The sequence below is a fragment of the Streptomyces sp. NPDC002536 genome (assembly GCF_053594995.1).
On record NZ_JBSFWU010000054.1, the window covers coordinates 20956 to 46401 of the forward strand.

Below are 25446 nucleotides of genomic sequence, written 5' to 3' on the forward strand. Positions count from 1 at the left end.
AAGTCGCCCTCGCCGGGCGGCGCACGAGAGAGGAGCGGCCGTCCGGCCGTGCACCGTATGCAGTCACCCGCCAACGCGCCCGTGGTCAAGGCCGTCATCCCCGCAGCGGGCCTCGGCACGCGCTTCCTGCCGGCCACCAAGGCGACACCCAAGGAGATGCTGCCGCTGGTCGACAAGCCGGCCATCCAGTACGTCGTGGAGGAGGCGGCTGCCGCCGGACTCGACGATGTCCTGATGATCACCGGCCGCAACAAGCGCGCTCTGGAGGACCACTTCGACCGGGCCCACGAGCTGGAAAGCGTGCTGGAGGGCAAGGGCGACCTCGAACGTCTCGCCCTGGTGCGGCAGTCCAGCACCCTGGCCACCGTGCACTACGCCCGCCAGGGCGACCCACTGGGCCTGGGGCACGCCGTGCTCTGTGCGGAGGCCCACGTGGGGAAGAACCCCTTCGCCGTGCTGCTCGGCGACGACCTCATCGACCCCCGCGACCCACTGCTCTCCCGAATGACCGAGGTGCGCAGACGGCTGGGCGGCAGCGTCGTCGCCCTCACCGAGGTGCCCGACGACCGCATCCACCTCTACGGGTGCGCCGAGGTGCGGACCGTGCCCGGCGACGACGAGGCGCTGCGGGTCACTGGACTGGTGGAGAAGCCCGCCCCCGGAACAGCCCCCAGCCGGTATGCGGTCATCGGCCGGTACGTCCTGGACCCCGCGGTCTTCGATGTCCTGCGCGCCACCGCACCGGGCCGGGGCGGGGAGATCCAGCTCACCGACGCACTGCACACCCTGGCCACTACCGGCGCGGGCGGCCCGGTGCACGGTGTCGTCTCCCGCGGCCGCCGGTACGACACCGGTGACCGCGGCGAGTACCTGCGTGCCACCGTGCGCCTGGCCTGCGAACGGGCCGACCTCGGGCCGGACTTCCGGGCCTGGCTGCGCGAGTTCGCCGCCAACGAGCTGTCGGCGGACTGACCGGAGACGTCCGAAGGGGGCGTGCGGGCGGGAGAACTCCCCGCTCGCACGCCCCCGTTCGGGTGCACGCCGTCCGTTACGCCGGAACGCTCGCCACGCCCTGCGTCAGGAAGCGCTTGCCGTTCACCCGTTCCGAGACGCCCTCGCGGTCCAGGTACGGCGTGATGCCGCCCAGGTGGAAGGGCCAGCCGGCGCCGGTGATCAGGCACAGGTCGATGTCCTGGGCCTCGGCGACGACGTCCTCGTCCAGCATCAGGCCGATCTCCTGCGCGACCGCGTCCAGGACGCGGGCGCGGACCTGCTCCTCCGTCAGGGCCGTGTCGCCCTGCACCAGGAGGGCCTCGACCTCGGGGTCCAGCTCCGGCTTGGCAGGATTTTCGGCGGAGTAGACGTAGAAGCCGCGCTTGCCGGCCTTGACGACCGCCGCCAGGTTCGGGGAGACCTTGAAGCGGTCGGGGAAGGCGGCGGCCAGCGTCTCGGAGACGTGCAGGCCGATCGCCGGGCCGACCAGCTCCAGCAGGACCAGCGGGGACATCGGGAGGCCGAGCGGCTCGACGGCCTTCTCGGCCGTCGCGACCGGGGTGCCCTCGTCGATGACGTTCTGGATCTCGCCCATGAAGCGGGTCAGGATGCGGTTGACGACGAACGCGGGAGCGTCCTTCACCAACACGGCCGTCTTCTTCAGGGACTTGGCGACCGCGAAGGCGGTGGCCAGCGCCGCGTCGTCGGTCTGCTCGCCGCGCACGATCTCCAGCAGGGGCAGGATCGCGACCGGGTTGAAGAAGTGGAAGCCGACGACCCGCTCGGGGTGCTTGAGCTTCGACGCCATCTCGGACACCGACAGCGAGGAGGTGTTGGTGGCGAGGATCGCGGTCTCCGGGACCACCGCCTCGACCTCCGCGAACACCTGCTGCTTGACGCCCATCTCCTCGAAGACGGCCTCGATGACGAAGTCCGCGTCGCCGAAGGCGGCGGCCTTGTCGAGGGAGCCGGACACCAGGCCCTTGAGGCGGTTGGCCTTGTCCTGGTTGATGCGGCCCTTGCCGAGCAGCTTGTCGATCTCGCCGTGGACGTAGCCCACGCCCTTGTCGACGCGCGCCTGGTCGATGTCGGTCAGCACGACCGGCACCTCAAGGCGGCGCGCGAAGAGCAGTGCCAGCTGCGAGGCCATCAGGCCGGCGCCGACGACGCCCACCTTGGTGACCGGGCGGGCCAGCGACTTGTCCGGGGCGCCGGCGGGGCGCTTGCCGCGCTTCTGCACCAGGTTGAACGCGTAGATGCCGCTGCGCAGTTCGCCGCCCATGATCAGGTCGGCGAGGGCCTGGTCCTCGGCGTCGAAGCCCTGGCGCAGGTCGCCGTTCTTGGCCTGGGCGATGATGTCCAGCGCGCGGTACGCGGCCGGAGCGGCACCGTGCACCTTGCCGTCGGCGATGAAGCGGCCGCGCTCGACGGCCCGGTCCCAGGCCTCGCCGCGGTCGACCTCGGGACGGGAGACCTCGGTCTCGCCCGTCAGGACGGAGGCGGTCCAGATCAGCGACTGCTCAAGGAAGTCCGCACCGTCGAAGAGCGCGTCGGCGATCCCGAGGTCGAAGACCTGCTTGCCCTTGAGCTGCTTGTTCTGGTTGAGCGAGTTCTCGATGATCACCGAGACCGCGCGGTCCGCACCGATGATGTTCGGCAGCAGGGTGCAGCCGCCCCAGCCCGGGACGAGGCCGAGGAAGACCTCGGGCAGCGAGAAGGCCGGGATCGCCCGGGACACCGTGCGGTAGGTGCAGTGCAGGCCGACCTCGACGCCGCCGCCCATGGCCGCGCCGTTGTAGTACGCGAAGGTCGGGACCGCGAGGGCCGCCAGGCGCTTGAAGACGTCGTGGCCGCCCTTGCCGATGGCCAGCGCGTCCTCGTGGCGCTTGAGCAGCTCGACGCCCTTGAGGTCGGCGCCGACGGCGAAGATGAACGGCTTGCCGGTGACACCGACACCGACGATGCCGCCCTCGGCGGCCTCCTTCTCGACCTGGTCGATCGCCACGTTGAGGTTGGCGAGCGACTGCGGGCCGAAGGTGGTCGGCTTGGTGTGGTCCAGGCCGTTGTCCAGCGTGATCAGGGCGAACTTCCCTGCGCCCTGCGGGAGGTCGAGGTGGCGCACGTGCGCCTGCGTGACGACCTCGTCGGGGAAGAGCTCTGCCGCGCCCTTCAACAGTTCGGCGGTGGTGCTCACTTGTTGCCTCCGTCGAAGTGGGGGTTCTCCCAGATGACCGTGCCGCCCATGCCGAAGCCCACGCACATCGACGTGATGCCGTAGCGGACGTGCGGCTGCTCCTCGAACTGCCGCGCCAGCTGCGTCATCAGACGCACACCGGAGGACGCCAGCGGGTGGCCGAACGCGATGGCGCCGCCGTACTGGTTGACGCGCGGGTCGTCGTCGGCGATGCCGTAGTGGTCCAGGAGCGAGAGCACCTGCACCGCGAAGGCCTCGTTGATCTCGAACAGGCCGATGTCGTCGATCGACAGGCCCGCCTTGGCGAGCGCCTTCTCGGTCGCCGGGACCGGGCCGATGCCCATGACCTCCGGCTCGACGCCCGCGAACGCGTAGGAGACCAGGCGCATCTTGACCGGCAGACCCAGCTCGCGCGCCACGTCCTCGGAGGCGATCAGCGAGGCGGTGGCACCGTCGTTGAGACCGGCCGCGTTGCCCGCGGTGACCCGGCCGTGCGGACGGAACGGGGTCTTCAGCGTGGCCAGGCCGTCCAGCGTGGTGCCCGGGCGCATCGGCTCGTCGGCGGTGGCCAGGCCCCAGCCGGTCTCGCCGCCGTCGGGGCTGGTGCGGCGCACGGAGATCGGCACCAGGTCGGCCTGGATCTTGCCGTCGGCGTAGGCCTTGGCGGCCTTCTCCTGGCTGCGGACCGCGTACTCGTCGGCGCGCTGCTTGGTGATGTGCGGCAGGCGGTCGTGCAGGTTCTCCGCCGTCATGCCCATGAACAGGGCGGACTGGTCGACCAGCTTCTCCGAGACGAAGCGCGGGTTGGGGTCCACACCCTCGCCCATCGGGTGGCGGCCCATGTGCTCGACGCCGCCCGCGACGGCGAGGTCGTAGGCACCGAAGGCGATGCCGCCGGCGACGCTGGTGACGGCCGTCATCGCACCGGCACACATGCGGTCGATGGAGAAGCCGGGCACCGACTGCGGGAGGCCCGCGAGGATGCCCGCGGTGCGGCCCAGGGTCAGGCCCTGGTCGCCGATCTGGGTCGTGGCGGCGAGGGCCACCTCGTCGATCCGGGCCGGGTCCAGGTCCGGGTTGCGGCGCAGCAGCTCCCGGATGCACTTGACGACCAGGTCGTCGGCGCGGGTCTCGTGGTAGATGCCCTTCGGGCCCGCCTTGCCGAACGGGGTGCGGACGCCGTCGACGAAGACGACGTCCCTAGCGGTACGAGGCACGTTGGCTCTCCTCCAGATGCGGGGTCGCTGCGCTCGGGCATGCCGGAACAGGGGTACGCCACAGCGCGGAAGCTCACCGTCATGCTACTTGCGGGTAACCACGCTGCCCAGCCCTCTGGCGGGGAGCGTCACAGATCACACGCGGGGTGCCGTTCCCGCTGGTCCGGGTACGCCGACGGGCCCGGTCCGCCGCCTGGGGCGGGGCCGGGCCCGTCGGGAAGGGGGGATCAGGCCGTGGGCGTGCGGAGCGCCGTGACCAGTACCGGAGTCACCTGCTCCACCTGCCAGGGGCGGGCGCCGTGGGCCGCGAGGACCTCGGCGACCGCCTCCGGGGTGGGGTCCCTGGGCGGCTCCCAGCACAGCCGGCGCACGGTGTCCGGCGTGATCAGGTTCTCCTGCGGCATCGTGAGCCGCTCGGCCAGCCCGGAGACCGCGGACCGCGCCGCCGCCAGCCGGGCCGCGGCGACCGGGTCCTTGTCGGCCCAGGCGCGCGGCGGGGGCGGGCCCGTGAGCGGCTGGCCGGGCTGCGGGAGTTCCGCCTCCGGGATGGCCCGGGCCCGGTCGACGGCCGACTGCCACTGCTCCAGCTGCTTGCGGCTCATCCGGTGCCCGAAGCCGGGCAGGGCGGCCAGGGCGTGGGCGTTCGGCGGCATGTTCAGCGCGGCCTCGACGATCGCGCCGTCGCCGAGCACCTTGCCCGGCGAGACGTCGCGCCGCTGCGCGACGTGGTCGCGCACGTTCCACAGCTCGCGCACCACGGCCATCTGGCGGCGCCTGCGCACCTTGTGCATGCCGGAGGTGCGGCGCCAGGGGTCCTTGCGGGGCGGGGGCGGCGGGGCGGCGGCGATGGCGGCGAACTCCTGCCGGGCCCACTCCAGCTTGCCCTGCCGGTCCAGCTCGGCCTCCAGGGCGTCGCGCAGGTCGACGAGGAGCTCCACGTCCAGCGCGGCGTAGCGCAGCCAGGGCTCGGGCAGCGGGCGGGTGGACCAGTCGACGGCGGAGTGGCCCTTCTCCAGGGCGTATCCCAGGACGTTCTCGACCATGGCGCCGAGTCCCACCCGCGCGAAGCCCGCGAGCCGGCCCGCCAGCTCGGTGTCGAACAGCCGCGTGGGCACCATCCCTATCTCGCGCAGGCAGGGCAGGTCCTGGGTGGCGGCGTGCAGCACCCACTCGGCATCCGCGACCGCTTCGCCCAGGGCGGACAGGTCGGGGCAGCCGACCGGGTCGATCAGCGCCGAGCCGGCGCCCTCGCGGCGCAGCTGGACGAGGTAGGCGCGCTGGCCGTAGCGGTAGCCGGAGGCCCGCTCGGCGTCGACGGCGACGGGGCCGGTGCCCGCGGCGAAGGCGGCGACGACATCGGCCAGGGCGTCGGGGTCGGCGACGACCGGGGGGATGCCCTCGCGCGGCTCCAGCAGGGGGATCGGCGCCGGTTCGACGTCGTCCGGGGGGCCGCCCCCGGGGGTTCGCAGTGTCGCTTCTGCTGCGGTGTCTTGGGCGTCGGTCACCGGTCAAGGGTATCCGTGGATGGCAAGCGCCCGTCGCCGGAACGTTCCGGCGACGGGCGCGATGCGGTCGGGAGGGGTCAGTGGATGATGCCGGTGCGCAGCGCCACGGCGACCATCCCGGCCCGGTCCCCGGTGCCCAGTTTGCGGGCGATCCGGGCCAGGTGGCTCTTCACGGTGAGTGCGGACAGCCCCATCGAGACGCCGATGGCCTTGTTCGACTGGCCCTCCGCCACCAGCCGCAGGACCTCGACCTCGCGGCCGGACAGTTCGCGGTAGCCGCCCGGGTGCCCGGGGGCCCCGGGCGGGCGGCGTTGCATCCGGGCCGCGGCGGAGCCGATGGGGGCGGCTCCGGGGCGGCCGGGGACGCCGAGGTTGGTACGGGTGCCGGTGACGACATAGCCCTTGACGCCGCCCGCGAGGGCGTTGCGCACGGCACCGATGTCGTCGGCGGCGGACAGGGCCAGGCCGTTGGGCCAGCCGGCGGCGCGGGTTTCGGAGAGGAGGGTCAGCCCGGAGCCGTCCGGGAGGTGCACGTCGGCGACGCAGATGTCGCGCGGGTTGCCGATGCGCGGGCGGGCCTCCGCGATGGACGAGGCCTCGATCACGTCGCGCACTCCCAGGGCCCACAGGTGGCGGGTGACCGTGGAGCGGACGCGGGGGTCGGCGACGACGACCATGGCCGTCGGTTTGTTCGGGCGGTAGGCGAGGCTCGCGGGTTGCTCGAGGAGAACGGACACCAGGCCTCCAAAAGGGAGTGGCGGGGACGGGTGCCGACTTTGGGGATAAGCCGGGCGATCCGTGCAGGAAGGGTCACAAGGTCCTTCGGCACTCAAACGGTCCGGCTTTAGGGAATGATCACGAATTGGTGAGTAACAATTCGGGCAATTGGGATGATTGCCCTATCAGGGATGCCCGATCAGCGGTACCGGAACACGATTCCTTGACGAACGTCGCGGTGGCGACACCCCGTCAGCGGCTCTGCGGGCCCCGCCGCTGAGGCAGCGTCACCACACCCGCCTCCGGGGCGCCGCCCGGCGGCAGCCCCGCGATCTGGCAGAGCAGATCGCACCACGCCGACAGATGCGCCGCCGTGTCCGGCACGCCCTGCCCCGACGCCGGGACGGCCGGGCCCGGCCGCACCGGCGACCACGACGCCCGGATCTCGATCCGCGTCGACGGCTCGCGCTCCTGCAGCCCCCCGAAGTAGTGCGAGCTCGCCCGCGTCACCGTCCCGCTGATCGCCGCGTACGGCACCCGGCGCGCCTCCAGCGCGCCCGTCAGCCAGGACCAGCACACCTCGGGCAGCAGCGGGTCCTCCGCCATCTCCTCCTCGAGGTCGGCGTGGATCAGCGTCACCAGACGGAACGTCCCGCCCCACGCCTCGTGGCCCGCCGGGTCGTGCAGCAGGATCAGCCGGCCGTCCGCCAGCTCCTCGTCGTCCACGACGACCGCCGCCTCCAGCGCGTACGAGAAGGGGGCGAGCCGCTGCGGGGGCGGAGTGGCGTCCAGCTCGATCTCCGGCCGCAGCCGGACCCCTTGGAGCCCCGCGACCGCCTGCCGGAAGACGGACGGGATGCCCTCCCCATCCGCGTCGTCCGGACCGTCCGAGAGGTGTCCCTGCGCCGCAGCCATGCCCGGAAGACTAGGCGGAAGGACGCGCGGTTCCGCGTAGGGACACCCACATGGGCGGGTCACTCGTTCGGCCCGTGCGAAGATTTGGGACATGAGTGAGCGCAGCCAGCAGCAGACGGGCCGCACCGCGGCACACGATTCGGCCTTCCTGAAGGCGTGCCGGCGCGAACCCGTCCCGCACACGCCGGTTTGGTTCATGCGGCAGGCAGGGCGTTCGCTGCCCGAGTACCGCAAGGTCCGCGAGGGCATCCCGATGCTCGAGTCCTGCATGCGGCCCGAGCTCGTCACCGAGATCACGCTGCAGCCCGTCCGCCGCCACGGCGTCGACGCCGCCATCTTCTTCAGCGACATCGTCGTGCCGCTCAAGGCCATCGGCGTCGACCTCGACATCAAGGCGGGCGTCGGCCCGGTCGTCGCCGAGCCGGTGCGCACCCGCGCCGACCTCGACCGGCTGCGCGCGCTCGACCCGTCGGACGTCCCGTACGTGACCGAGGCCATCGGCATGCTCACCGCCGAGCTGGGCAGCACCCCGCTGATCGGCTTCGCCGGCGCCCCCTTCACGCTCGCCAGCTACCTCATCGAGGGCGGGCCCTCGCGCAGCTACGAGCGCACCAAGGCCATGATCTACGGCGACCCGGAGCTGTGGCGCGACCTGGTGGACCGGCTCGCGGACATCACCTCCGCGTTCCTGCGCGTCCAGATCGAGGCGGGCGCGAGCGCCGTCCAGCTCTTCGACTCCTGGGCCGGTGCCCTCGCCCCCGCCGACTACCGCCAGTACGTGCTGCCCGCCTCCGCCAAGGTCTTCGACGCCGTCGCCGGTTACGGCGTGCCGCGCATCCACTTCGGCGTCGGCACCGGCGAGCTGCTCGGCCTCATGGGCGAGGCCGGTGCGGACGTCGTCGGCGTCGACTGGCGCGTCCCGATGGACGAGGCCGCCCGCCGCGTCGGCCCGGGCAAGGCGCTGCAGGGCAACCTCGACCCGGCCGTCCTCTTCGCCCCGACCGAGGCGGTCGAGGCGAAGACCCGCGAGGTGCTCGACGCGGCGCGTGGCCTGGAGGGCCACATCTTCAACCTCGGGCACGGCGTGATGCCCGACACCGACCCCGACGCCCTTACCCGGCTGGTGGCTCACGTGCACGAGCAGACCGCGAGCTGACCGCGTCAACTACGGCGCCCCTTACGGGGCGCGGAAGAACACCGTCTCCGCCTCGCCCTGCAGCCGCACGTCGAAGCGGTACGTGCGGTGCCCCGCCGGGTCCGGTGTCGCCAGCAGTGTGGTGCGTCGCTCCGGCGGGACCGTGCGCAGCAGTGGGTCGTCCTCCGGCAGCGCGAAGTAGACGCGCGTGAACAGGTGATGGGTCAGGCCCCGGGTGAAGACGCACACCGCCAGGCAGGGCGTGCCGCCCGGCGGCAGCGTCCGCAGGGCGTAGTGGCCGTCGTCGCCGGTGGGCACGCGGGCGAACCCGGTGAACCGGGCGCCGTCGCGGCGCAGGCTGCCGGGGGCGCCCATGCGCGAACCGTCCGGGGCGGCCTGCCAGAACTCCAGCAGGGCGTCCGGCACGGCGTCCCCCGCGCCGTCCAGAACGTACCCGTGCACGGTGACGGCCTCCGGGTGCCCGGCGGGCGCGAGGTCGCCGCCGCCGGGGAACGGCAGGCCGATGTGGAAGTACGGGCCGATCGTCTGCGAAGGCGTCGCGGGCATCAGCGGCTCCCCTCGGTCCAGGTGGCGTGCGCTCCGTCCAGCACGACGTCCCAGCGGTAACCGAGCGCGTGCATCGGCTCGTCGAGCGCCGGGTCGTGCGCGGCGACGAGGGACCGGCGGGCGGCCGGGTCGGCGACCGCGTGCAGCACCGGGTCGTACGCCAGCAGCGGATCGCCCGGGAAGTACATCTGGGTCACCAGGCGCTCGGTGAACGCCGTGCCGAAGACCGAGAAGTGCAGGTGCGCCGGGCGCCAGGTGTTCGCGCAGTCTTCCAGCGGATAGGCCCCGGGGCGGATCGTGGTGAAGCGGTACCGGCCTTCGTCGTCGGTCAGACAGCGGCCCGTGCCGGTGAAGTTGGGGTCGAGGGGCGCCGCGTGCCGGTCGGCCCGGTGGACGTAGCGGCCCGCGGCGTTGGCCTGCCACAGCTCCAGCAGCTGGCCGCGGACCGGTCGGCCCCGGCCGTCCAGGACCCGCCCGGTGACGACGATGCGCTCGCCGATCGGCTCGCCCGGGTGCTGCCGGGTCAGATCGGCGTCGAACGGGCCCACGTCGGCCGCGCCGAAGACCGGCCCGGCCGCCTCGACGGCGTCCGGGTCGGGGACGAACGGGATCGGCGGCCGCTGCGGGCGGCGGCTCTCCAGCCCGCGGTAGTGCGGGGATGCCTGTTCCGTCAGATGTCGAGGTGCTGTCATGACGGTGACCTACCCCGGCCGGACCGGTCATCCGCCGCCGGTTTCCGGTCAGTTCGGGTCAGCGTTCGAGGACCAGGGCCTGGCCCTGCCCCACCCCGATGCACAGCGCCGCCAGCCCCGTGCCCGAGCCCGCGGCCGCCAGCTGGTGGGCGACGGCACCGGTCAGCCGGGCGCCGGAGCAGCCCAGCGGGTGGCCGACGGCGATGGCGCCGCCGCGCGGGTTGACGATGCCCGGGTCGAGGTCGGGCCACTCGGCGAAGCAGCCCAGCGCCTGGGCGGCGAAGGCCTCGTTGAGCTCGAAGTGGGTCACCTCCGCGAAGCACCGCCGCGCCTTGGCGAGCGCCCGCCGCACCGCGTCCACCGGCCCGAGCCCGTACAGGTCCGGCTCGATGCCGGTGACCGCCGTGGACCGCACCCGGGCGAGCGGCTCGCGGCCCGTCTCGCGCAGCCCGTCCTCGTCGCACAGCAGCAGCGCCGCCGCACCGTCGCTCAGCGGCGAGGAGTTGCCCGCCGTGACCGTGCCGCCGTCCTTGCGGAACGCGGGCTTCAGCGCGGCGAGGGCCTCCGGCGAGGTGGCGTCGCGGATGGACTCGTCCCGCGCGAGCGACACCCCCGGCACGGGCACCACCTCGGCCGCGTACGCGCCCTCCCGCCACGCCCGCGCGGCCTTCTCGTGGCTGGCGAGCGCGAACGCGTCCTGCTCGGCCCGGCCGATGCCGTGCTTCTCGGCGATCAGCTCGGCGCCCTCGCCCAGCGAGACCGTCCACTGCGGCGGCATGGCGGGATTGGTCATCCGCCAGCCGAGCGTGGTCGAGTACATCTCCTGGTGCCCCGCAGGGAAGGCCCGTTCGGGCTTGGGCAGCACCCAGGGGGCGCGGCTCATCGACTCCACGCCGCCCGCGATCACCACCGACGCGTCGCCGAGCGCGATCGCGCGGTACGCCTGCACGACCGCCTCCATCCCGGACGCGCACAGCCGGTTGACGGTCGCGCCGGGCACCGAGACCGGCAACCCGGCGAGCAGCACGGCCATGCGGGCCACGTTCCGGTTCTCCTCGCCCGCGCCGTTGGCGTTGCCCAGGACGACATCGTCGATGCGCGCCGGGTCCAGTGCCGGCGACCGGCCGACCAAGGAGCGGACGACGTGCGCGGCGAGGTCGTCGGGGCGGACGCCCGCGAGCGCGCCGCCGTACTTGCCGACGGGCGTGCGGACGGCGTCGACGATGTACACATCCCGGATGCGGTCGGTCATGGGGTCTCCGTAAACCATCGGTGATCGCTGCGCGCGAGTCTCGGCCGGGCGCCGGTACCTGTCAATGGGGTTGCCGACTGCGGCCGTACGGCGGTTTGAGACAGTGGACCCATGAGCGCAGCGCACACCTCCTCGCGGCATGTGGTCGTCATCGGCGGCGGAATCTCGGGGCTGGCGGCGGCCCTCCGGCTGTTGGAGGGCGGGGCGCGGGTGACGCTCCTGGAGGCCTCGGACCGGGTCGGCGGCAAGCTGCACGCGGGCGAGATCGCGGGCATGCCCGTCGACCTGGGCGCCGAGTCGGTGCTGGCGCGGCGGCCGGAGGCCGTCGAGCTGGCCCGCGCCGTCGGCCTCGCGGACCGGCTGCAGCCGCCCGCCGCCACCGCGATGCTGTGGACCCGCGGCGGACTGCGGCCGCTGCCCCAGGGCCATGTGATGGGCGTCCCCGGCGACCCGGCCGCGCTCGCCGCCTCCGGCGTCTTCTCCGCGGAGGGCCTCGCCAGGATCGCCCGGGACGCGGAACTGCCGCCCGCCGAGGTCGGCGAGGACGTCGCCATCGGCACCCACGTCGCCGAGCGCATGGGCCGCGAGGTCGTGGACCGGCTCGTCGAGCCCCTGCTGGGCGGCGTCTACGCCGGCGACGCCTACCGGATCTCGATGCGCGCCGCCGTGCCCCAGCTCTTCGAGGCCGTCCGCACGCACCGCACGCTGACCGAGGCCGTACGGGCCGTGCAGGCGCGCGCCGCGAGTGCACCGCAGCAGGCCGGCCCGGTCTTCCAGGGCATCGAGGGCGGCATCGGGCAACTGCCGCTCGCGGCGGCGGATGCCGTGCGCGCCGCCGGAGGCGGGATCCGTACCGGGACGCCCGTCCGCTCGCTGGTCCGCGGCGCGGACGGCTGGAGCGTGACGACCGACGCGGGCGTGCTCGCCGCCGACGCCGTGGTGCTCGCCGCGCCCGCGCCCGCCGCGGCGGCCCTGCTGGCGGACGCGTCCCCCGCGGCCGCCGCCGAGCTCGCCGCCGTCGAGTACGCCTCCATGGCGCTGGTCACCATGGCCTTCCGCCGCTCCGACGTCGAGGGGCTGCTGCAGGGCAGCGGCTTCCTCGTCCCGCCCGTCGACGGACGGACGATCAAGGCGTCCACCTTCTCCAGCAACAAGTGGCGCTGGAACACGGAGGCCGCCCCGGACCTCTTCGTGCTGCGTACCTCGATCGGGCGGTTTGGCGACGAGGACGACCTGAGGCGCGAGGACGCCGATCTGGTATCGCTGTCGCTCAAGGACCTCGGCGAGGCCGTGGGCCTCGCGGCGGCACCGGTCGACAGCCGGGTCACCCGCTGGCACCGCGGACTCCCGCAGTACCCCGTCGGCCACCTCGGCCGCGTCGCCCGCATCCGCGACCACGTCTCCCGGCTGACCGGCCTGCAGGTGTGCGGCGCGGCCTACGACGGAGTGGGCATCCCGGCCTGCATTTCCAGCGGACAGCGGGCCGCCGGCGAGGTACTCGCCACCCTGGCGGCACGCGGCGACGGCGGCGAGTGAGAATAGGGACATGACTGACGCCCCTGTGAAGACCCCGAACGCCGGCAAGAAGGCCAAGGACCTCAACGAGGTCATCCGTTACACCCTGTGGTCGGTGTTCAAGCTGCGCGACGTACTCCCGCAGGACCGGGCCGGCTGGGCCGACGAGGTCGAGGAGCTCTTCGCCCAGCTCGCCGAGAAGGACGTCACGGTGCGCGGCACCTACGACCTCTCCGGGCTGCGGGCCGACGCCGACGTCATGATCTGGTGGCACTCCGAGACCTCGGACGCCCTCCAGGACGCGTACAACCTCTTCCGCCGGACGAACCTGGGCCGCGCCCTGGAGCCGGTCTGGTCGAACATGGCACTGCACCGCCCCGCCGAGTTCAACAAGTCGCACATCCCGGCGTTCCTGGCCGACGAGACCCCGCGCGACTACGTCAGCGTCTACCCCTTCGTCCGCTCCTACGACTGGTACCTGCTGCCCGACGAGGACCGCCGCCGCATGCTCGCCGACCACGGCAAGATGGCCCGCGGCTACCCGGACGTGCGGGCCAACACGGTCGCGTCCTTCTCGCTGGGCGACTACGAGTGGATCCTGGCCTTCGAGGCGAACGACCTGTACCGGATCGTCGACCTGATGCGTCACCTGCGCGCGTCCGAGGCGCGCATGCACGTGCGCGAGGAGGTCCCGTTCTACACCGGCCGCCGCAAGGCCGTCGCGGACCTGATCGCGGGCCTGGCGTAAGGCTCTTGCAGACGACGGAGGGGCCCGGGAGCAACCTGCTCCCGGGCCCCTCCGTCGTCTGTCCCGCTCAGGTCGCCCGGGGCTCCGCGCGCGGTGCGCAGTACGTGCGGCGGGCGGGGAGGCGTCCCGTCAGCAGGTACGTGTCCAGGTACCGGTTGACGCACGCGTTGGGGCCGCCGCCGATGCCGTGCGTGCCCGCACCGCGCTCGGTGACCAGGGCCGACCCCGGCAGTCTCTTCTGGAGCTCCAGCGCTCCCCGGTACGGCGTGGCCGCGTCCCGTTCGGCGGCCAGCAGCAGGGTGGGCGGCAGGGCGGAGCGGCGCCCGGTGCCGACCTCGACCACTCTCTGCCGGGGGCCCTGCCAGAAGGCGCACGGCAGGTTCATCCAGGCGTTGCTCCACGTCTCGAACGGTGCGTGCTTGGCGAGCCGGGTGTTGTCCTTGTCCCACACCTCCCACGCCTTGGGCCAGGCCGAGTCGTTGCACTCGACGGCCGTGTAGACCGCGTTCTCGTTCTCCGAGCTCGCCGCGGTGTTCGCGTCGGGCGGCGAGGCGATGGCCAGCAGCGGCCCCTCGTCACCGTGCACGTACGCGGAGAGCGCCTGCGCGTCGCGCGCCCAATGGCTGTCGCTGTAGCCGGACTTGAGGAGCGCGCCCTGCAGCTGGCCGGGGCCGACCACGCCGCCGGCCGGGTGGCGCTCCAGCTGCCTGCTCGCCTTCTCGTACGCGGCCAGCACCTGGGCCGCGCGGCGGCCCAGGTGGTAGACCGCGTCATGCTTGGCCACCCAGCGGCGCCAGTCGCCGAAGCGCCGGTCGAAGGCGGCGGACTGGTCGAGGTTGTTGCCGTACCAGATCTGGCGCGGGTCGGGGTTGACCACGCTGTCGAAGACCATGCGGCGCACGTGCCCGGGGAAGAGCGTCGCGTACAGGGCGCCGAAGTAGGTGCCGTAGGAGGCGCCCACGTAGTTGAGCTTCTTCTCGCCGAGCGCGGCCCGCAGGACGTCGAGGTCGCGGGCGTTGTTGATGCTGGTGAAGTACCGCAGGGACGCCCCGTTGCGGCGTGCGCAGCCTGCCGCGTAGGAGCGGGCCTTGGCGATCTGCCTCTTCTTGAACGCGGCCGTGGGGTGTTCCGGGGCGGCGCTGGGGCCGCCGTCGAAGCCTGCCGCGTCGACGCAGGAGATGGGGGCGGAGCGGCCGACGCCGCGCGGCGCGTAGCCGACGATGTCGTAGGCCTCGGCGACGTTCCGCCAGGCGGGGAGGCCGGCGATGAGCGGGTAGAACATGCCGTTCCCGCCGGGCCCGCCCGGGTTGAAGACCAGGGCCCCCTGCCGCTCGTCGCCCGTGGCGCGGTGGCGGCTGACGGTGAGCCTGATCTGCCGGCCGTCGGGGCGGGCGTAGTCCAGGGGCACCAGGACGGTGCCGCACTCGACGCTGGCGGGCAGTCCCTCGACCGCCGCGCAGCTGTCGAAGTCGATGCCCCGGTCCGCTGCGCGCCGGGCTGCGAGAGTCTCGCCGCGGGCCTCGGCGGCGTTGCTGCCCGGGGGCGCGGTGCCGGTCGCGCCGGCCGGGGCAACCGGCAGGCCGGTGAACCCCGTGAGGATCAGTGAGCCGATCGTGCCGTACAGGGCTGCTGCTTTCACGGGGCCATCCCTCCGATGATTGTGCGATAAAGGGGATAATTGGGATGGCGGTTGACGAAGTAAAGCACCGTCCTGCGATGTCGGGCCAATGCGCCCGAAGGGACCTGACGCGGCCTCCTGTCAGCCGCAGCGGCGGCCCTCGTCGATGCACTGCACGACCGTCGTCATCAGCGCCCGGGACATGACGTCGGCGAAGTCCGCATGGTCGGTGACGGGTTTGCGCAGCTGCTCGGGGAAGCTGTCGACGGCGAAGGCCGGGCCGCGCGGCACGGTGTAGGTGAGCTCCATCCGCAGCTGCGGCACGGCAACGGTGCCTGCTGCGCAGCGGCCTGACGCGGCGTCGGGGAAGCGGAGGTGGGAGCGGTGGTCCGCGCTGTCGCGGTGCCGCCCGTCCCAGCAGCTGGGGAAGTCCAGCAGCCGGACGACGCGGCTGTCGCGCGGGCACAGCGGGTACCGGTCGGTGAAGTGCCGTCCGGCGACGCCGGTGCAGCCCCAGCGGGCCCGGGCGTTGCCGGTCCCGGCGGTGAACGCCTTGGCGTCGCCGGTGATCGCGCGGAGCCCCTCGGGCATGGCGGTGACCGGGGAGGCGGGGTTGCCGCGGAAGGTCAGGGCGACGCTGTCGGGGGTGAGGATGCGGCCGGATTTCCGTACGTCGCGGAGCACGGGCCAGAAGTACGCGGACTTGTCGCCCCGGGCGCACGTGGTGCCCGCGGCCTGCAGGGAGGCGTCCGTCGAGAAGGCGTCGGTGGAGAGGTTGCCGACGTAGTCGTGGACGTGATGGGCGCCGTTGGCGACGCCGGGCGTGACGATGAAGTTGTCGGGGTTGCGGTGGCCGTTCCCGTTGCGGCCGCAGCGGGCGGTGAAGGTGCCGGTGGACGCCTCGGGGCCGGGCTCCGGGTCGGACGCGTCGCGGGGGGCCCGGCGGATGTCGGCGAAGTCGGCGGGGGAGGGGCCCGCGTGGGTGTGGCCGGGTTCGCCGGGTTCGCTGTCAGTGTCGGACGGCACACTGGACGGTGCCTGGTGGGCGGAGGCGTTGCCGGTGACGGTGGCGAAGGCGGCGGCCGAGCCGAGCAGGGCCAGTAAGGCGATCAGGATCAGGTGCGTGCCGCCGAGGCGGCGGCGGTGGCGGGTCGGCATGGGCTCATTTCTCCGAGGGGGAGTTCGAGGGGGAGGGGGAATCCGGTGCAGGAGCCGGTGGCTGGGGCAGCTGGGAGGCGAGGGCGTCGAAGTCGACGAGGCCCGTGTCCTCCAGCACCTTCATGTGGTCGAGGACGGTCGCGTTGGCGTCGTCGGCCAGCTCGCGCACGGCCGAGTTGCGGGTGGCCGCCCGCACCTGCCCGACGAGGGCGAAGACCCTGCCGTGGGCGAGCCGCAGGATGTTGGCGAACTCCCGGTCGTACGCGTCGCCCTGCGCGGCGTCGAGCCGGGTGAGCCAGCCGCGCTGCTCGGCGGTCGGCTGGCTGGGCAGGGGGAGCCCCAGCCGGCCGGCCACGTCGCGGACGTGCTTGTCGAGCGCGGTGTGGCCTTCCACCAGGTGCTCGCCCGCGCGCCGCACGGCCGCCGTCGTGCCGCGCGCCATGGCCTGCTGCCCGGCCGGCATCTCCCACAGGCCGGCCTGCCGGACCCGGGTGACGAAGTCGCGGTCGGCGGCGGACAGTGGCCCGTAGCGGGTGGGGACGGAGCCCGCCGCGAGATCGACGGTGACCGTTCCGGTGCGGGGGTGGTAGGTCCAGAGGGGGAAGAGCAGCGCGGCCAGGGTCGCCGCCAGCGCGGCGACGAGCAGGCCGGTGCCGGTGCGGGATCGCATGGCGCCTCCTGGGGGCACCCCCAGCGGTAGCTGGGGGAGCGGCGGCACCGCACGCTAGACGTCCGGAGGTGATCCCCGAGGAGGTTCGCCGGGCGCGGGCGGCCGGGCGGGGCCGGCAATGCGGCGCTGACCTGGGATGCGATCGGTTGCAGATGTTCGACGCACGGATGTGTGCTGCGTCACTGCGTGGGCAAGGCCGCCCGCGCGGGGAAGGGCCGTTGGTACGGTGCTCGGTTCGCCGTACCGGCCGGGCACTGGTGAGGCCCCGCGAACGGGGGGAGTCGCGGGGCCTCACCCTGTCCAACGGACGGCCGAATGGGTTGGTTCCCGCGCTTCTGCGGCAATATGGCGGATGGGGGTGATGGGCGTGCACGAGCCGAAGAGCAGCGCGAACGGAAGGCGCTACGACCCCGAGAGGCTCTTCCTGCCACCCGACGACGATCTCGCCCCGAACCGCCCGGGCGAGACGCTCCGCGCGCGCCTCGACGGCTCCCGCACCGGCCGCGCCGGGCTGCTGCTCGCCCGGCTCCTCGGCCGCCGTCCCGTCGAGGACGCCTGGCTCCGCTCGCTCGCGGCCGAACAGCTCGTCGGGGCCCGGCTGGACGGGCTGACCGCGGGCGGCTGGGAGGTGGTGCACTCCATCGCCCTGCCGGGCGACGCGGTCATATCCCACCTGCTCATCGGCCCCGGCGGCGTCTTCTGCATCACCGCCGAGCAGACCCGCAGGGTCCGGGCCCTGGTGGACGACGCCATGGTCCGCGTCCCCCGGGAGCGCCCGCGGCCCTGCGTCCGCCGGGCCCGGCAGTGCGCCGCGCGGTCCGCGTACGTGCTCTCGTACGGCTGCCGCTTCACGGTGCGGGTGGAGGCGGTCCTGGCCCTGGCCGGGGCCACGGGCGTGGACGGGGCGGACGCGGTGGAGGACGTCCGGGTGCTGCGGGAGCCGGAGGTCGCGGGGCTCGGCGCGCTGGGCGGCGTACTGCACCCGGAGCAGGTCGACAGGATCCACACGGTGGCCCGCAACCGCCGTGTCTGGACGGCCGCCTGATGTGACGTCGGACGGGTGAAGTCCGGGGGCGTTCCCGACCGGCACGGCGCAGGCACGCCCGGTGCCGACGGGCGCGGTGCCTAGCATGAGCCGCCGTCAGCCTGTTGTTGACGTCTGCCGCAGACCGCGTGGGGAGACCCCGGAATGCCAGCTGCCCCTCCCGCCGTGCCGCGGCCGCGATTCCTGGTGCCGGCCGTGTGCGGAGGGCTGCTGGGCGCGGGCGCACTGGCCGTTGCCGCCGCCTGGGTGCCGGGGGCGGCCGGGAAGGCGCCCGCCGCCCGGCCGGGCGACGGGACGGACCGCACCGCCGTCGAGGTCTCGCCGGGCGGCTGCGGAACGGGCTGGTCCCGCCCGCACGCCGGGATGCAGGACTTCGCCCTGCGCAACACCTCCGCCACGGCGGCCGACGTGCGGCTGCAGGACGCCCGCACCGGAGCGGTGTTCGGCGAGGCGGAGGGGCTCGGGCCGGGCACGGTCCGGGAGCTGCGGGCCCGGCTGGGCCCCGGCGCGTACGCGTTCGTCTGTCTGCACGAGGACGCGGATGCCGTCACCGGCCCCACCGTGCGGATCGGCGGGGCCGCCGCGGCCGGCGGCCCCGCCGCCGTGCCCGTCACGCGGCACGACCTGATCCCGCCGGCCCTGGACCACCAGCGATGGGTGGCCCGGCATCTGGACGGCCTCGTGGCGCGGACCGACGCCCTGAGCGCGGCCGTCGCCGCCGGGGACCGGCGCGCCGCCCGCGCGGCCTGGCTCTCCGCCCACCTCGGCTACGCACGGCTGGGAGCCGCCTACGGCGCGTTCGGCGCCGCGGGCGAGGCCGTCGACCGCACGACGGCCGGCCTGCCCGGCGGCGTGCACGACCGGCGCTTCACCGGTTTCCACCGTGTCGAGTACGGGCTGTGGCACGGCGAGAACGGCCCCGGCCTGCGCCGCGCCGCGCAGCGGCTGGCCGCGGACGTCCGCACCCTGCGCGCGCAGGGGGACCGGGCCCGCATGGATCCGGCGGACCTGCCGCGCCGCGCGCACGAGATCCTGGAGGACGCCTTCCGGCAGGAACTGACCGGCCGCACCGACTACGGCAGCGGCACCGGCCTCGCCGCCGTCCGGGCCGGCGTGGACGGCACCCGCGCCGTACTCGCCCGGCTGCGGCCGCTGTTGAGCAGCCGGTACGCGGACCTGCCGCTGCTGGACCGCCGGCTCGACGGCTTCGGGCGCACGCTGGAGTCCCACCGCCGGGGCAGCACCTGGACGCCGCCCCGGCGGCTCGCACGTGCCGACCGTGAGCGCATCGACGCCGAACTCGGCGACCTGCTGGAGCACTTGGCGGACGTGGCGGCGCTGTGCGAGCCGCGGAGAACGGCATGAGCGGCGAGTCGGACGCGGTCGTCCGCGGGGTGCGTCGGCCCGGCGTGCTGCGCGGGGTCATGGCGGGCCTCGGCGGGGCGGTGCCGAGCAGCCCGGTACGTGCGGCCGGGGGGTGGGCGAGCGGCGGGGGAGGGCCCGCGGCGCCCGACCGGCCGGCGGAGGCGGGGGCGCTGTGCGAGCCAGGGAGAACGGCATGAGCGGCGAGCCGACCGCAGCAACCCGCCCGGTGCGTCGGCGTGGTGTCCTGCGCGGGGCCATGGCAGGCTTCGGCGGCGTGCTGGCGGGCAGCCAGGCCCTCGCGGACGGCGGCGGGCCGGACGACGCGAACGGGCCCGTGGCCGGGGCCGGTTCCGGCGCGGGCGGGCGTCCGGCCGGCGCCGAGGCCTGTGCCGACCTCGCCGGGGGCCGTCCCGCGGACGGCACCGGGCCCCGTACCGGCGCCGCCCCCCGCGGGGGAACCCCCTTCCACGCCCCGCGCCAGCAGACCCTGCTCACCCCGCCCGCCCGGGCCACCGCCTTCACCGCCTTCGACGTCACCGCCCCCGACCGGGCAGGGCTCGTCGAGCTGTTGCGCACCCTCACCGCCCGGGCCCGCTTCCTCACCGGCGGCGGCTCCCCGCCCCCGGCCGGCATCACCGCGCCGCCCACCGACTCCGGGGTGCTCGGACCCCGCATCCCCGCCGACGGCTCCGTGCGGATCACGCTCGGGGTCGGGGCCTCGCTCTTCGACGGGCGGTACGGGCTCGCGGACCGGGTGCCCCGGAGGCTCAGGGCCATGCCGGTCTTCCCGGACGACGACCCCGACTCGGCCTGGTGCCACGGGGACGTGAGCCTCCAGCTGTGCGCCGACAGCACGGACACCGTCCTGCACGCACTGCGGGACATCACCCGCCACACGCGCGGAGGCCTGCAGATCCGCTGGCGGCTGGACGGCTTCACCGCCCCGCCCCGGCCCTCGGGCGCCCCGCGCAACCTCTTCGGCTTCAAGGACGGCATCGCCAACCCCGACGTCCGCGACGCCCGCCTCATGGACCGGCTCGTGTGGGTGCCGCCCGGCCGCGGCGAACCCGCGTGGACGGCCGGCGGGAGCTATCAAGTGGTGCGGCTGATCCGGATGTTCACCGAGTTCTGGGACCGCGTCACCCTCCGCGAACAGGAGCGGATGCTCGGCCGCAGCCGGGACACCGGCGCCCCGCTGGACGGCGACCGGGAGACCGACGAACCGGCCTACGACCGTGATCCCACGGGCGAGGTGATCCCCCTGGACAGCCACATCCGGCTGGCCGGCCCGCGCACCCCGGAGGCCGACGGGCAGCGCCTGTTGCGCCGCTCCTACAGCTACGACCGGGGCGTGGACGTCAACGGAAGCCTCGACATGGGGCTGCTCTTCTGCTGCTACCAGCAGGACCCCGTACGGCAGTTCACGGCCGTACAGCAACGGCTGGCGGGCGAACCGCTGACCGACTACGTGAAGCCCTTCGGCGGCGGCTGGTTCTTCGTGCTTCCCGGTGTACGGGACGGTGCGGACTGGTACGGGCGCGCGCTGCTGGGCGCGAGCGGAAAGTGAGACGGAACATGGCCGGCAGACCTGTCGCCAGACGTGCAGCAGCACTCGCCGGGGTTGCCGCGGCCCTGGGCGTGACCGCAGGAGCCGCGGCGCCGGCACCTCCGGTGCCCGTGACCACGGCGACACCGGTCAGGCATCTGGTGGTCGTCTACGACGAGAACATCTCCTTCGACCACTACTTCGCGACCTACCCCCACGCCGCCAACACCGACGGCACGTCCTTCACCGCCACCCGCGGGACCCCCGCCCGTGTCGACAACCTGCGCACCGCCGGGCTGCTGCGCCGCAACCCCAACCAGTACCCGCCCCGCCGGCTGGGCCCCGACCGGGCCATGACCTGCGACCAGAACCACAATTACAGCCCCGAGCAGTACGCCGCGAACGGCGGCCGGGCCGACCGGTACGTCCAGTACACCGAGACGAGCACCTGCTCCGGGCCGCTCTACGGCGAGCCCGGACTGGTGATGGACTACTACGACGGCAACACCGTCACCGCCCTGTGGAACTACGCCCAGCACTACAGCATGAGCGACCGCTTCTTCGGCACCACCTACGGCCCGTCGACGCCCGGTGCCGTCAACCTCGTCTCCGGCCAGACGCACGGGGTGATCTCCACCGACCCGGCGTCCGGCACCGAGCACCCGCGGCAGACGCGCACCCCGGACCGGTCCGCCGTGACCGTGCCCGACGCCAAGGGCGTGGGCACGCTGACCGAGGACCCCGACCCCGCCTACGACGACTGCTCGGGCAACGACCACACCGCCCGCAGTGCCCTGGCCGCGCTCACCGGGCGCAACGTCGGCGACCTGCTCAACGCCAAGGGCGTGACCTGGGGCTGGTTCCAGGGCGGCTTCCGGCCGAGCACCGCGTGGGACGGCAAGTCCGGCCACTACGCGCGCTGTTCGGGCACGGCGCACGCCAACGTGGGCGGTGCCCGGGTGATCGACTACTCGCCGCACCACGCACCGTTCCAGTACTACCGCTCCACCGCCAACCCGCACCACCTGCCTCCGGCGTCCGTCGCCGAGATCGGCCACGGCGGGCGGGCCAACCACGCCTACGACCTGGCCGACTTCGATGCGGCCCTGCGGGCGGGCCGGCTGCCCGCGGTGAGCTTCCTCAAGGCCCCCGCCTACCAGGACGGGCACGCGGGCTACTCCGACCCCCTCGACGAACAGCACTTCCTGGTGGACTGGATCAACAAGATCCAGAGCGCGCCGCAGTGGCGGGACACTGCGGTGGTCGTCGCCTACGACGACTCCGACGGCTGGTACGACCACGTGTACGCGAAGCCGCTGAACGGCTCGCGGATCCGCAGCAAGGCGGCCGGCGGCAGACCGACGGACGCGTCCGCGTGCCAGAACGGGCCTGCGCCCGCAGGGAAGTTCGCGGGCCGCTGCGGGCCGGGTCCGCGGCTGCCGCTGCTGGTGATCTCCCCGTACAGCAAGGTCGACGCGGTGGACCACACGCCGACGGAGCAGACCTCGATCCTGCGCTTCGTCGAGGACAACTGGCACACGGGCCGGATCGGGGGCGGGGCGTTCGACGAGCGGGCCGGTTCGCTGGCGCACCTCTTCGACTTCGCGCACCCGAACGGGGCGCGGGTGCTGCTGGAGCGGAACGGCTCGGTGAAGTCGGTGCAGCGGGGGGCGGCCGCGCCGCCGCTCGGGGCGCCGCCGGGGTCCGCCGAGCGGTGGGCCCCGGAGCCGGCACCGCGACCGCACGGGCTGCGGTCGGCCGTCGCGGCCGGCGCGGTGGCCGTCGGGGCCGTGAGCGGGGCAGTGGCATTGGCGGTCCGGCGCCGTAAGGGGTAAGCGCCCCGTCGGGGCGCCCCGTCAGGGGCGCGGGGAACTGCGCGATCAGCCACGACGCACCCGCAGATGACGTGCGATGTCGGCTGCGGGTCGGCTGATGGTTGCTCGCGCAGTTCCCCGCGCCCCTGACGGGGCGCAGCCGGCGTTACGGCAGCAGCTCGCGCAGCAGCACCGCATCCGCCGCAGTGAGACCGCCCGCGAAGCGGGCGAGGACCGCCTCGCGGTCCGTCCTGGCGTCCAGGATCCGGTGCATGCCTCGCGCAGCGAGCCCCGCCTCGTCCGTCACTGGCGCATACGCGTAGGCCCGCCCGCGCGGCGTCCGCGTGAGGACGTCCTTGGCGTGCAGCCGGGACAGGATCGTGACCACGGTGCTGTACGTCAGCTCGCCCGGCAGCGTGTCCTGCACCTCGCGCGGGGTCAGCGGGGCGCCCGCCCGCTGCAGTGCGGCGAGGACCTCGCCCTCCAGCGCTCCGTTGGCGCGGCGGCGGCCGCGGCGTACCGCGGCGACAGGGGTGGCCGCTTGCATCGTCGGGGGGTTCCTTCTGCCGGTCTTCCACCTCTACAGGACTGTAGAGGGGCCTCAGCAGTGTAAAGGACGGATATGAAAGACTCTGCCCGTCATCGAGCAGTAGATGCACAGACGGATGTTCGGACGAGGTCGGGGTCAACCGGTGGTCGAGCGGCGAGAGAGGGCACGCAGCCGGCGTGCCCACAAGGACTTCAGCCCTGCCCGCAGCCGTCGGCGCAAGCCGAAGGGCAGCGGCCGGCTCGCCGCCGCGCCGGCCCCCCTCGTGGAGCGCCTGCGCCGGATGCGCCCCGCCTACCCCCGGCCCGGCCGGACCGGGTTCCGCCGCTGGGTGCCGTCCTGGCGCCAGGTGCTCGGCCTCTTCTGCGCCGGCTTCGGCACGCTCGTCGCCGCCGTCGGCATCCTCTACGTGCTGACCGACATCCCCACCGACCTCAACGCCTCCGCCACTCAGCAGGACAACGTCTACTACTGGGCCGACGGCACCGAGATGGCCCGCACCGGCGAGGTCAACCGGCAGGACACGTCGCTGGACAAGGTCCCCGAGAAGGTGCGCTGGGCGGCCGTCGCCGCCGAGAACGAGACCTTCTACACCGACAGCGGCATTTCGCCCCGCGGCATCACCCGCGCCATCACGAAGATGGTCACCGGCGGCGACACCCAGGGCGGCTCCACGATCACCCAGCAGTACGTGAAGAACGCCTACCTCAACCAGCAGCAGACCCTCACCCGCAAGTTCACCGAGATGTTCATCGCGATCAAGCTGGACAACAAGATGAGCAAGTCGGACATCCTGGAGGGCTACCTCAACACCAGCTGGTACGGGCGCGGTTCCTACGGCATCCAGCGCGCCGCCCACGCCTACTACAACAAGGACGTCTCACAGCTCGACCCGAGCGAGGGCGCGTTCCTGGCCTCGTTGCTCAAGGGCGCGGGCATGTACGACCCGGCGGTCGGCCCGAAGAACCACGAGCGGGCCGTCGAGCGCTGGAAGTGGATCCTCGACCGGATGGTCGTCATCGGGAAGCTCACGCCCGAGGAGCGGGCGAAGTACACGACCTTCCCCGAGCCCAAGGCCCCGCCCAAGCCGGCCGGGCTGACCGGGCAGGTCGGCTATCTCGTCGACACCGCGCATGCGTATGTGAGCGCCCATACCGACGTCTCCGACGCCGACTTCGACCTCGGCGGCTTCCAGATCCACACCACCTTCGAGAAGCCGAAGGTCGACGCGCTGAACAAGGCCATCGTCGACGTCCGCGAGCAGCGGCTCGACCCGGGGAAGCGGGACGCCGACAAGAACGTGCGGATCGGTGCCGCCTCCGTCACCACCGACGGGCGCATCGTCGCCCTCTACGGCGGTCCCGACTACCTCAAGCAGGGCTTCAACGACGCCAATTCGGGCGTCGTGCCGGCGGGGGGCACCTTCGCGCCCTTCGTCTACGCCGCCGGTCTGCGCGACGGCATCCAGCGCGAACGCAACGGGGCCCGCACGCCCGTGAGCCCCGGCACCCTCTACAACGGGGACAACAAGGCGGCCGTCCGCACGCCCGAGGGGCCGTACTGGGACCGGGCCGGAAAGATGGCGAAGACGGTCAACGAGGACGGCAAGTCCTGGGGGAACATACCCCTCAAGGAAGCCGTCGTGCAGAACGTCAACTCCCCGGTCGTGCAGCTGGGCATGGACGTGGGCCTGGACCGGGTGAGCAGGACGGCCGTGCAGGCCGGGCTGCTGGAGGAGAGCCTCGGCCCGCAGGTGCCCGGCTTCTCCCTCGGCACCACCCGGCCCAGCGCCATCCGGCTGGCGGGCGCGTACGCCACCTTCGCCGCCCAGGGCCTGCACAGCGAGCCGTACTCCGTCGACCGGCTCAGCCGCAACGGCGACGCCGTCAAGGTGGAGAAGCCCACTGCCGATCGCGTGCTGCCCGCGAGCGTCGCCGGGGCCGTCGACGACGCCCTGCACGACGTGGTCAAGCGCGGCACCGGGGGCACCGCCAAGGCGGCCGGTCCCGATGCCGCGGGCAAGACGGGCACCGGGCCGGACGACAAGTCCGCCTGGTTCGCGGGCTACCGGGGCAAGGTGGCCACCGCGATCTCGCTCTCGCGCATCGACCCCAAGAGTCAGGAACTGCTCCCGCTCACCGGCATCGGCGGCACCGCCGCGTCCGTGACCGGCAGCACGTTCCCCATCGACATCTGGACGGCGTACATGACCGCCGTGCGCTGACGGCTGCTT

22 protein-coding genes are annotated in these 25446 nt (G+C 73.6%); 10 read left to right on the top strand and 12 right to left on the bottom strand.

Features of this window, described 5'->3' with window-relative positions; translation table 11 throughout:
* The first annotated feature begins 57 nt into the window (after positions 1–57).
* On the top strand, positions 58–972 hold the full coding sequence (locus ACWD4B_RS20425; protein WP_451422088.1) for a UTP--glucose-1-phosphate uridylyltransferase: 915 nt from the start codon (positions 58–60) through the stop codon (positions 970–972).
* Positions 973–1048: 76 nt separating this feature from the next.
* Here ACWD4B_RS20425 and ACWD4B_RS20430 read toward each other — a convergent pair whose 3' ends face one another.
* The 5 genes from ACWD4B_RS20430 to ACWD4B_RS20450 form a co-directional block, all read right to left on the bottom strand.
* Positions 1049–3187: a 3-hydroxyacyl-CoA dehydrogenase NAD-binding domain-containing protein gene (locus tag ACWD4B_RS20430; RefSeq protein ID WP_451422062.1), complete on the bottom strand. Its 2139-nt coding sequence runs from the start codon at positions 3185–3187 to the stop codon at positions 1049–1051.
* The gene (locus ACWD4B_RS20435; RefSeq protein WP_451422063.1) at positions 3184–4404 is read right to left on the bottom strand and encodes a thiolase family protein; all 1221 of its coding nucleotides are present in this window, start codon (positions 4402–4404) and stop codon (positions 3184–3186) included. The genes ACWD4B_RS20430 and ACWD4B_RS20435 overlap by 4 nt, the downstream gene beginning before the upstream one ends.
* A gap of 227 nt (positions 4405–4631) precedes the next feature.
* Positions 4632–5909 (bottom strand): HRDC domain-containing protein, encoded by a 1278-nt coding sequence (locus tag ACWD4B_RS20440; RefSeq protein WP_451422064.1) that lies wholly within the window; start codon positions 5907–5909, stop codon positions 4632–4634.
* 77 nt (positions 5910–5986) lie between these two features.
* On the bottom strand, positions 5987–6646 hold the full coding sequence (locus tag ACWD4B_RS20445; RefSeq protein ID WP_086571339.1) for a response regulator transcription factor: 660 nt from the start codon (positions 6644–6646) through the stop codon (positions 5987–5989).
* A gap of 232 nt (positions 6647–6878) precedes the next feature.
* Complete coding sequence (locus ACWD4B_RS20450; protein WP_171078128.1) at positions 6879–7541, bottom strand: DUF3000 domain-containing protein; 663 nt, start codon at positions 7539–7541, stop codon at positions 6879–6881.
* A gap of 91 nt (positions 7542–7632) precedes the next feature.
* Between ACWD4B_RS20450 and hemE the strand changes: the two genes are divergently transcribed.
* Entirely contained in the window at positions 7633–8697 is a 1065-nt protein-coding gene (hemE, locus tag ACWD4B_RS20455; RefSeq protein ID WP_451422065.1) for a uroporphyrinogen decarboxylase, read from the top strand.
* A 21-nt stretch (positions 8698–8718) separates the two neighbouring features.
* Here the strand turns inward: hemE and pcaG are convergent, their stop codons facing one another.
* Genes pcaG through ACWD4B_RS20470 form a run of 3 tightly spaced genes read right to left on the bottom strand, consistent with a single transcriptional unit; the run spans position 8719 to position 11187 of the window.
* Complete coding sequence (pcaG, locus tag ACWD4B_RS20460; protein ID WP_451422066.1) at positions 8719–9243, bottom strand: protocatechuate 3,4-dioxygenase subunit alpha; 525 nt, start codon at positions 9241–9243, stop codon at positions 8719–8721.
* Entirely contained in the window at positions 9243–9935 is a 693-nt protein-coding gene (gene pcaH / locus ACWD4B_RS20465; RefSeq protein WP_451422067.1) for a protocatechuate 3,4-dioxygenase subunit beta, read from the bottom strand. The genes pcaG and pcaH overlap by 1 nt, the downstream gene beginning before the upstream one ends.
* Positions 9936–9993: 58 nt before the next feature.
* On the bottom strand, positions 9994–11187 hold the full coding sequence (locus ACWD4B_RS20470) for a thiolase family protein (RefSeq protein WP_451422068.1): 1194 nt from the start codon (positions 11185–11187) through the stop codon (positions 9994–9996).
* 111 nt (positions 11188–11298) lie between these two features.
* On the opposite strand from ACWD4B_RS20470, the gene hemG reads away from it, so the two are divergent.
* Positions 11299–12723 carry a protoporphyrinogen oxidase gene (hemG, locus tag ACWD4B_RS20475; RefSeq protein ID WP_451422069.1) on the top strand — a complete coding sequence of 475 codons (1425 nt, stop codon included), beginning with the start codon at positions 11299–11301 and terminating at the stop codon, positions 12721–12723.
* 10 nt (positions 12724–12733) lie between these two features.
* Positions 12734–13450 carry a hydrogen peroxide-dependent heme synthase gene (gene hemQ, locus ACWD4B_RS20480; protein WP_336416791.1) on the top strand — a complete coding sequence of 239 codons (717 nt, stop codon included), beginning with the start codon at positions 12734–12736 and terminating at the stop codon, positions 13448–13450.
* A gap of 67 nt (positions 13451–13517) precedes the next feature.
* Here hemQ and ACWD4B_RS20485 read toward each other — a convergent pair whose 3' ends face one another.
* The 3 genes from ACWD4B_RS20485 to ACWD4B_RS20495 all read right to left on the bottom strand — a co-directional run bounded on the left by ACWD4B_RS20485 (position 13518) and on the right by ACWD4B_RS20495 (position 16896).
* A complete protein-coding gene (locus ACWD4B_RS20485) occupies positions 13518–15089 on the bottom strand; it encodes an alpha/beta hydrolase (RefSeq protein WP_451422070.1) in 1572 nt (523 codons plus the stop codon).
* 120 nt (positions 15090–15209) lie between these two features.
* Complete coding sequence (locus tag ACWD4B_RS20490) at positions 15210–16226, bottom strand: DUF1996 domain-containing protein (protein ID WP_451422071.1); 1017 nt, start codon at positions 16224–16226, stop codon at positions 15210–15212.
* Between the two features lie 4 nt (positions 16227–16230).
* Positions 16231–16896, bottom strand: coding sequence for a DUF4142 domain-containing protein (locus tag ACWD4B_RS20495; protein ID WP_451422072.1), 666 nt, complete (start codon positions 16894–16896; stop codon positions 16231–16233).
* Between the two features lie 367 nt (positions 16897–17263).
* Here ACWD4B_RS20495 and ACWD4B_RS20500 point away from each other — a divergent pair, with 367 nt between their 5' ends.
* From ACWD4B_RS20500 to ACWD4B_RS20520, 5 genes are all read left to right on the top strand, one after another.
* Positions 17264–17941: a nuclease-related domain-containing protein gene (locus ACWD4B_RS20500; protein WP_451422073.1), complete on the top strand. Its 678-nt coding sequence runs from the start codon at positions 17264–17266 to the stop codon at positions 17939–17941.
* A 144-nt stretch (positions 17942–18085) separates the two neighbouring features.
* Positions 18086–19306, top strand: coding sequence for an imelysin family protein (locus tag ACWD4B_RS20505; RefSeq protein WP_451422074.1), 1221 nt, complete (start codon positions 18086–18088; stop codon positions 19304–19306).
* Entirely contained in the window at positions 19303–19503 is a 201-nt protein-coding gene (locus tag ACWD4B_RS20510) for a hypothetical protein (RefSeq protein ID WP_451422075.1), read from the top strand. The genes ACWD4B_RS20505 and ACWD4B_RS20510 overlap by 4 nt, the downstream gene beginning before the upstream one ends.
* Positions 19500–20873: a Dyp-type peroxidase gene (locus tag ACWD4B_RS20515; protein ID WP_451422076.1), complete on the top strand. Its 1374-nt coding sequence runs from the start codon at positions 19500–19502 to the stop codon at positions 20871–20873. The genes ACWD4B_RS20510 and ACWD4B_RS20515 overlap by 4 nt, the downstream gene beginning before the upstream one ends.
* 8 nt (positions 20874–20881) lie before the next feature.
* The gene (locus ACWD4B_RS20520) at positions 20882–22687 is read left to right on the top strand and encodes a phospholipase C (protein WP_451422077.1); all 1806 of its coding nucleotides are present in this window, start codon (positions 20882–20884) and stop codon (positions 22685–22687) included.
* Positions 22688–22832: 145 nt separating this feature from the next.
* On the opposite strand, the gene ACWD4B_RS20525 is transcribed toward ACWD4B_RS20520, so the two are convergent.
* Entirely contained in the window at positions 22833–23213 is a 381-nt protein-coding gene (locus tag ACWD4B_RS20525) for a BlaI/MecI/CopY family transcriptional regulator (RefSeq protein WP_451422078.1), read from the bottom strand.
* Positions 23214–23358: 145 nt separating this feature from the next.
* On the opposite strand from ACWD4B_RS20525, the gene ACWD4B_RS20530 reads away from it, so the two are divergent.
* Entirely contained in the window at positions 23359–25437 is a 2079-nt protein-coding gene (locus tag ACWD4B_RS20530; protein ID WP_451422079.1) for a transglycosylase domain-containing protein, read from the top strand.
* The last annotated feature ends 9 nt before the right edge of the window (positions 25438–25446 follow it).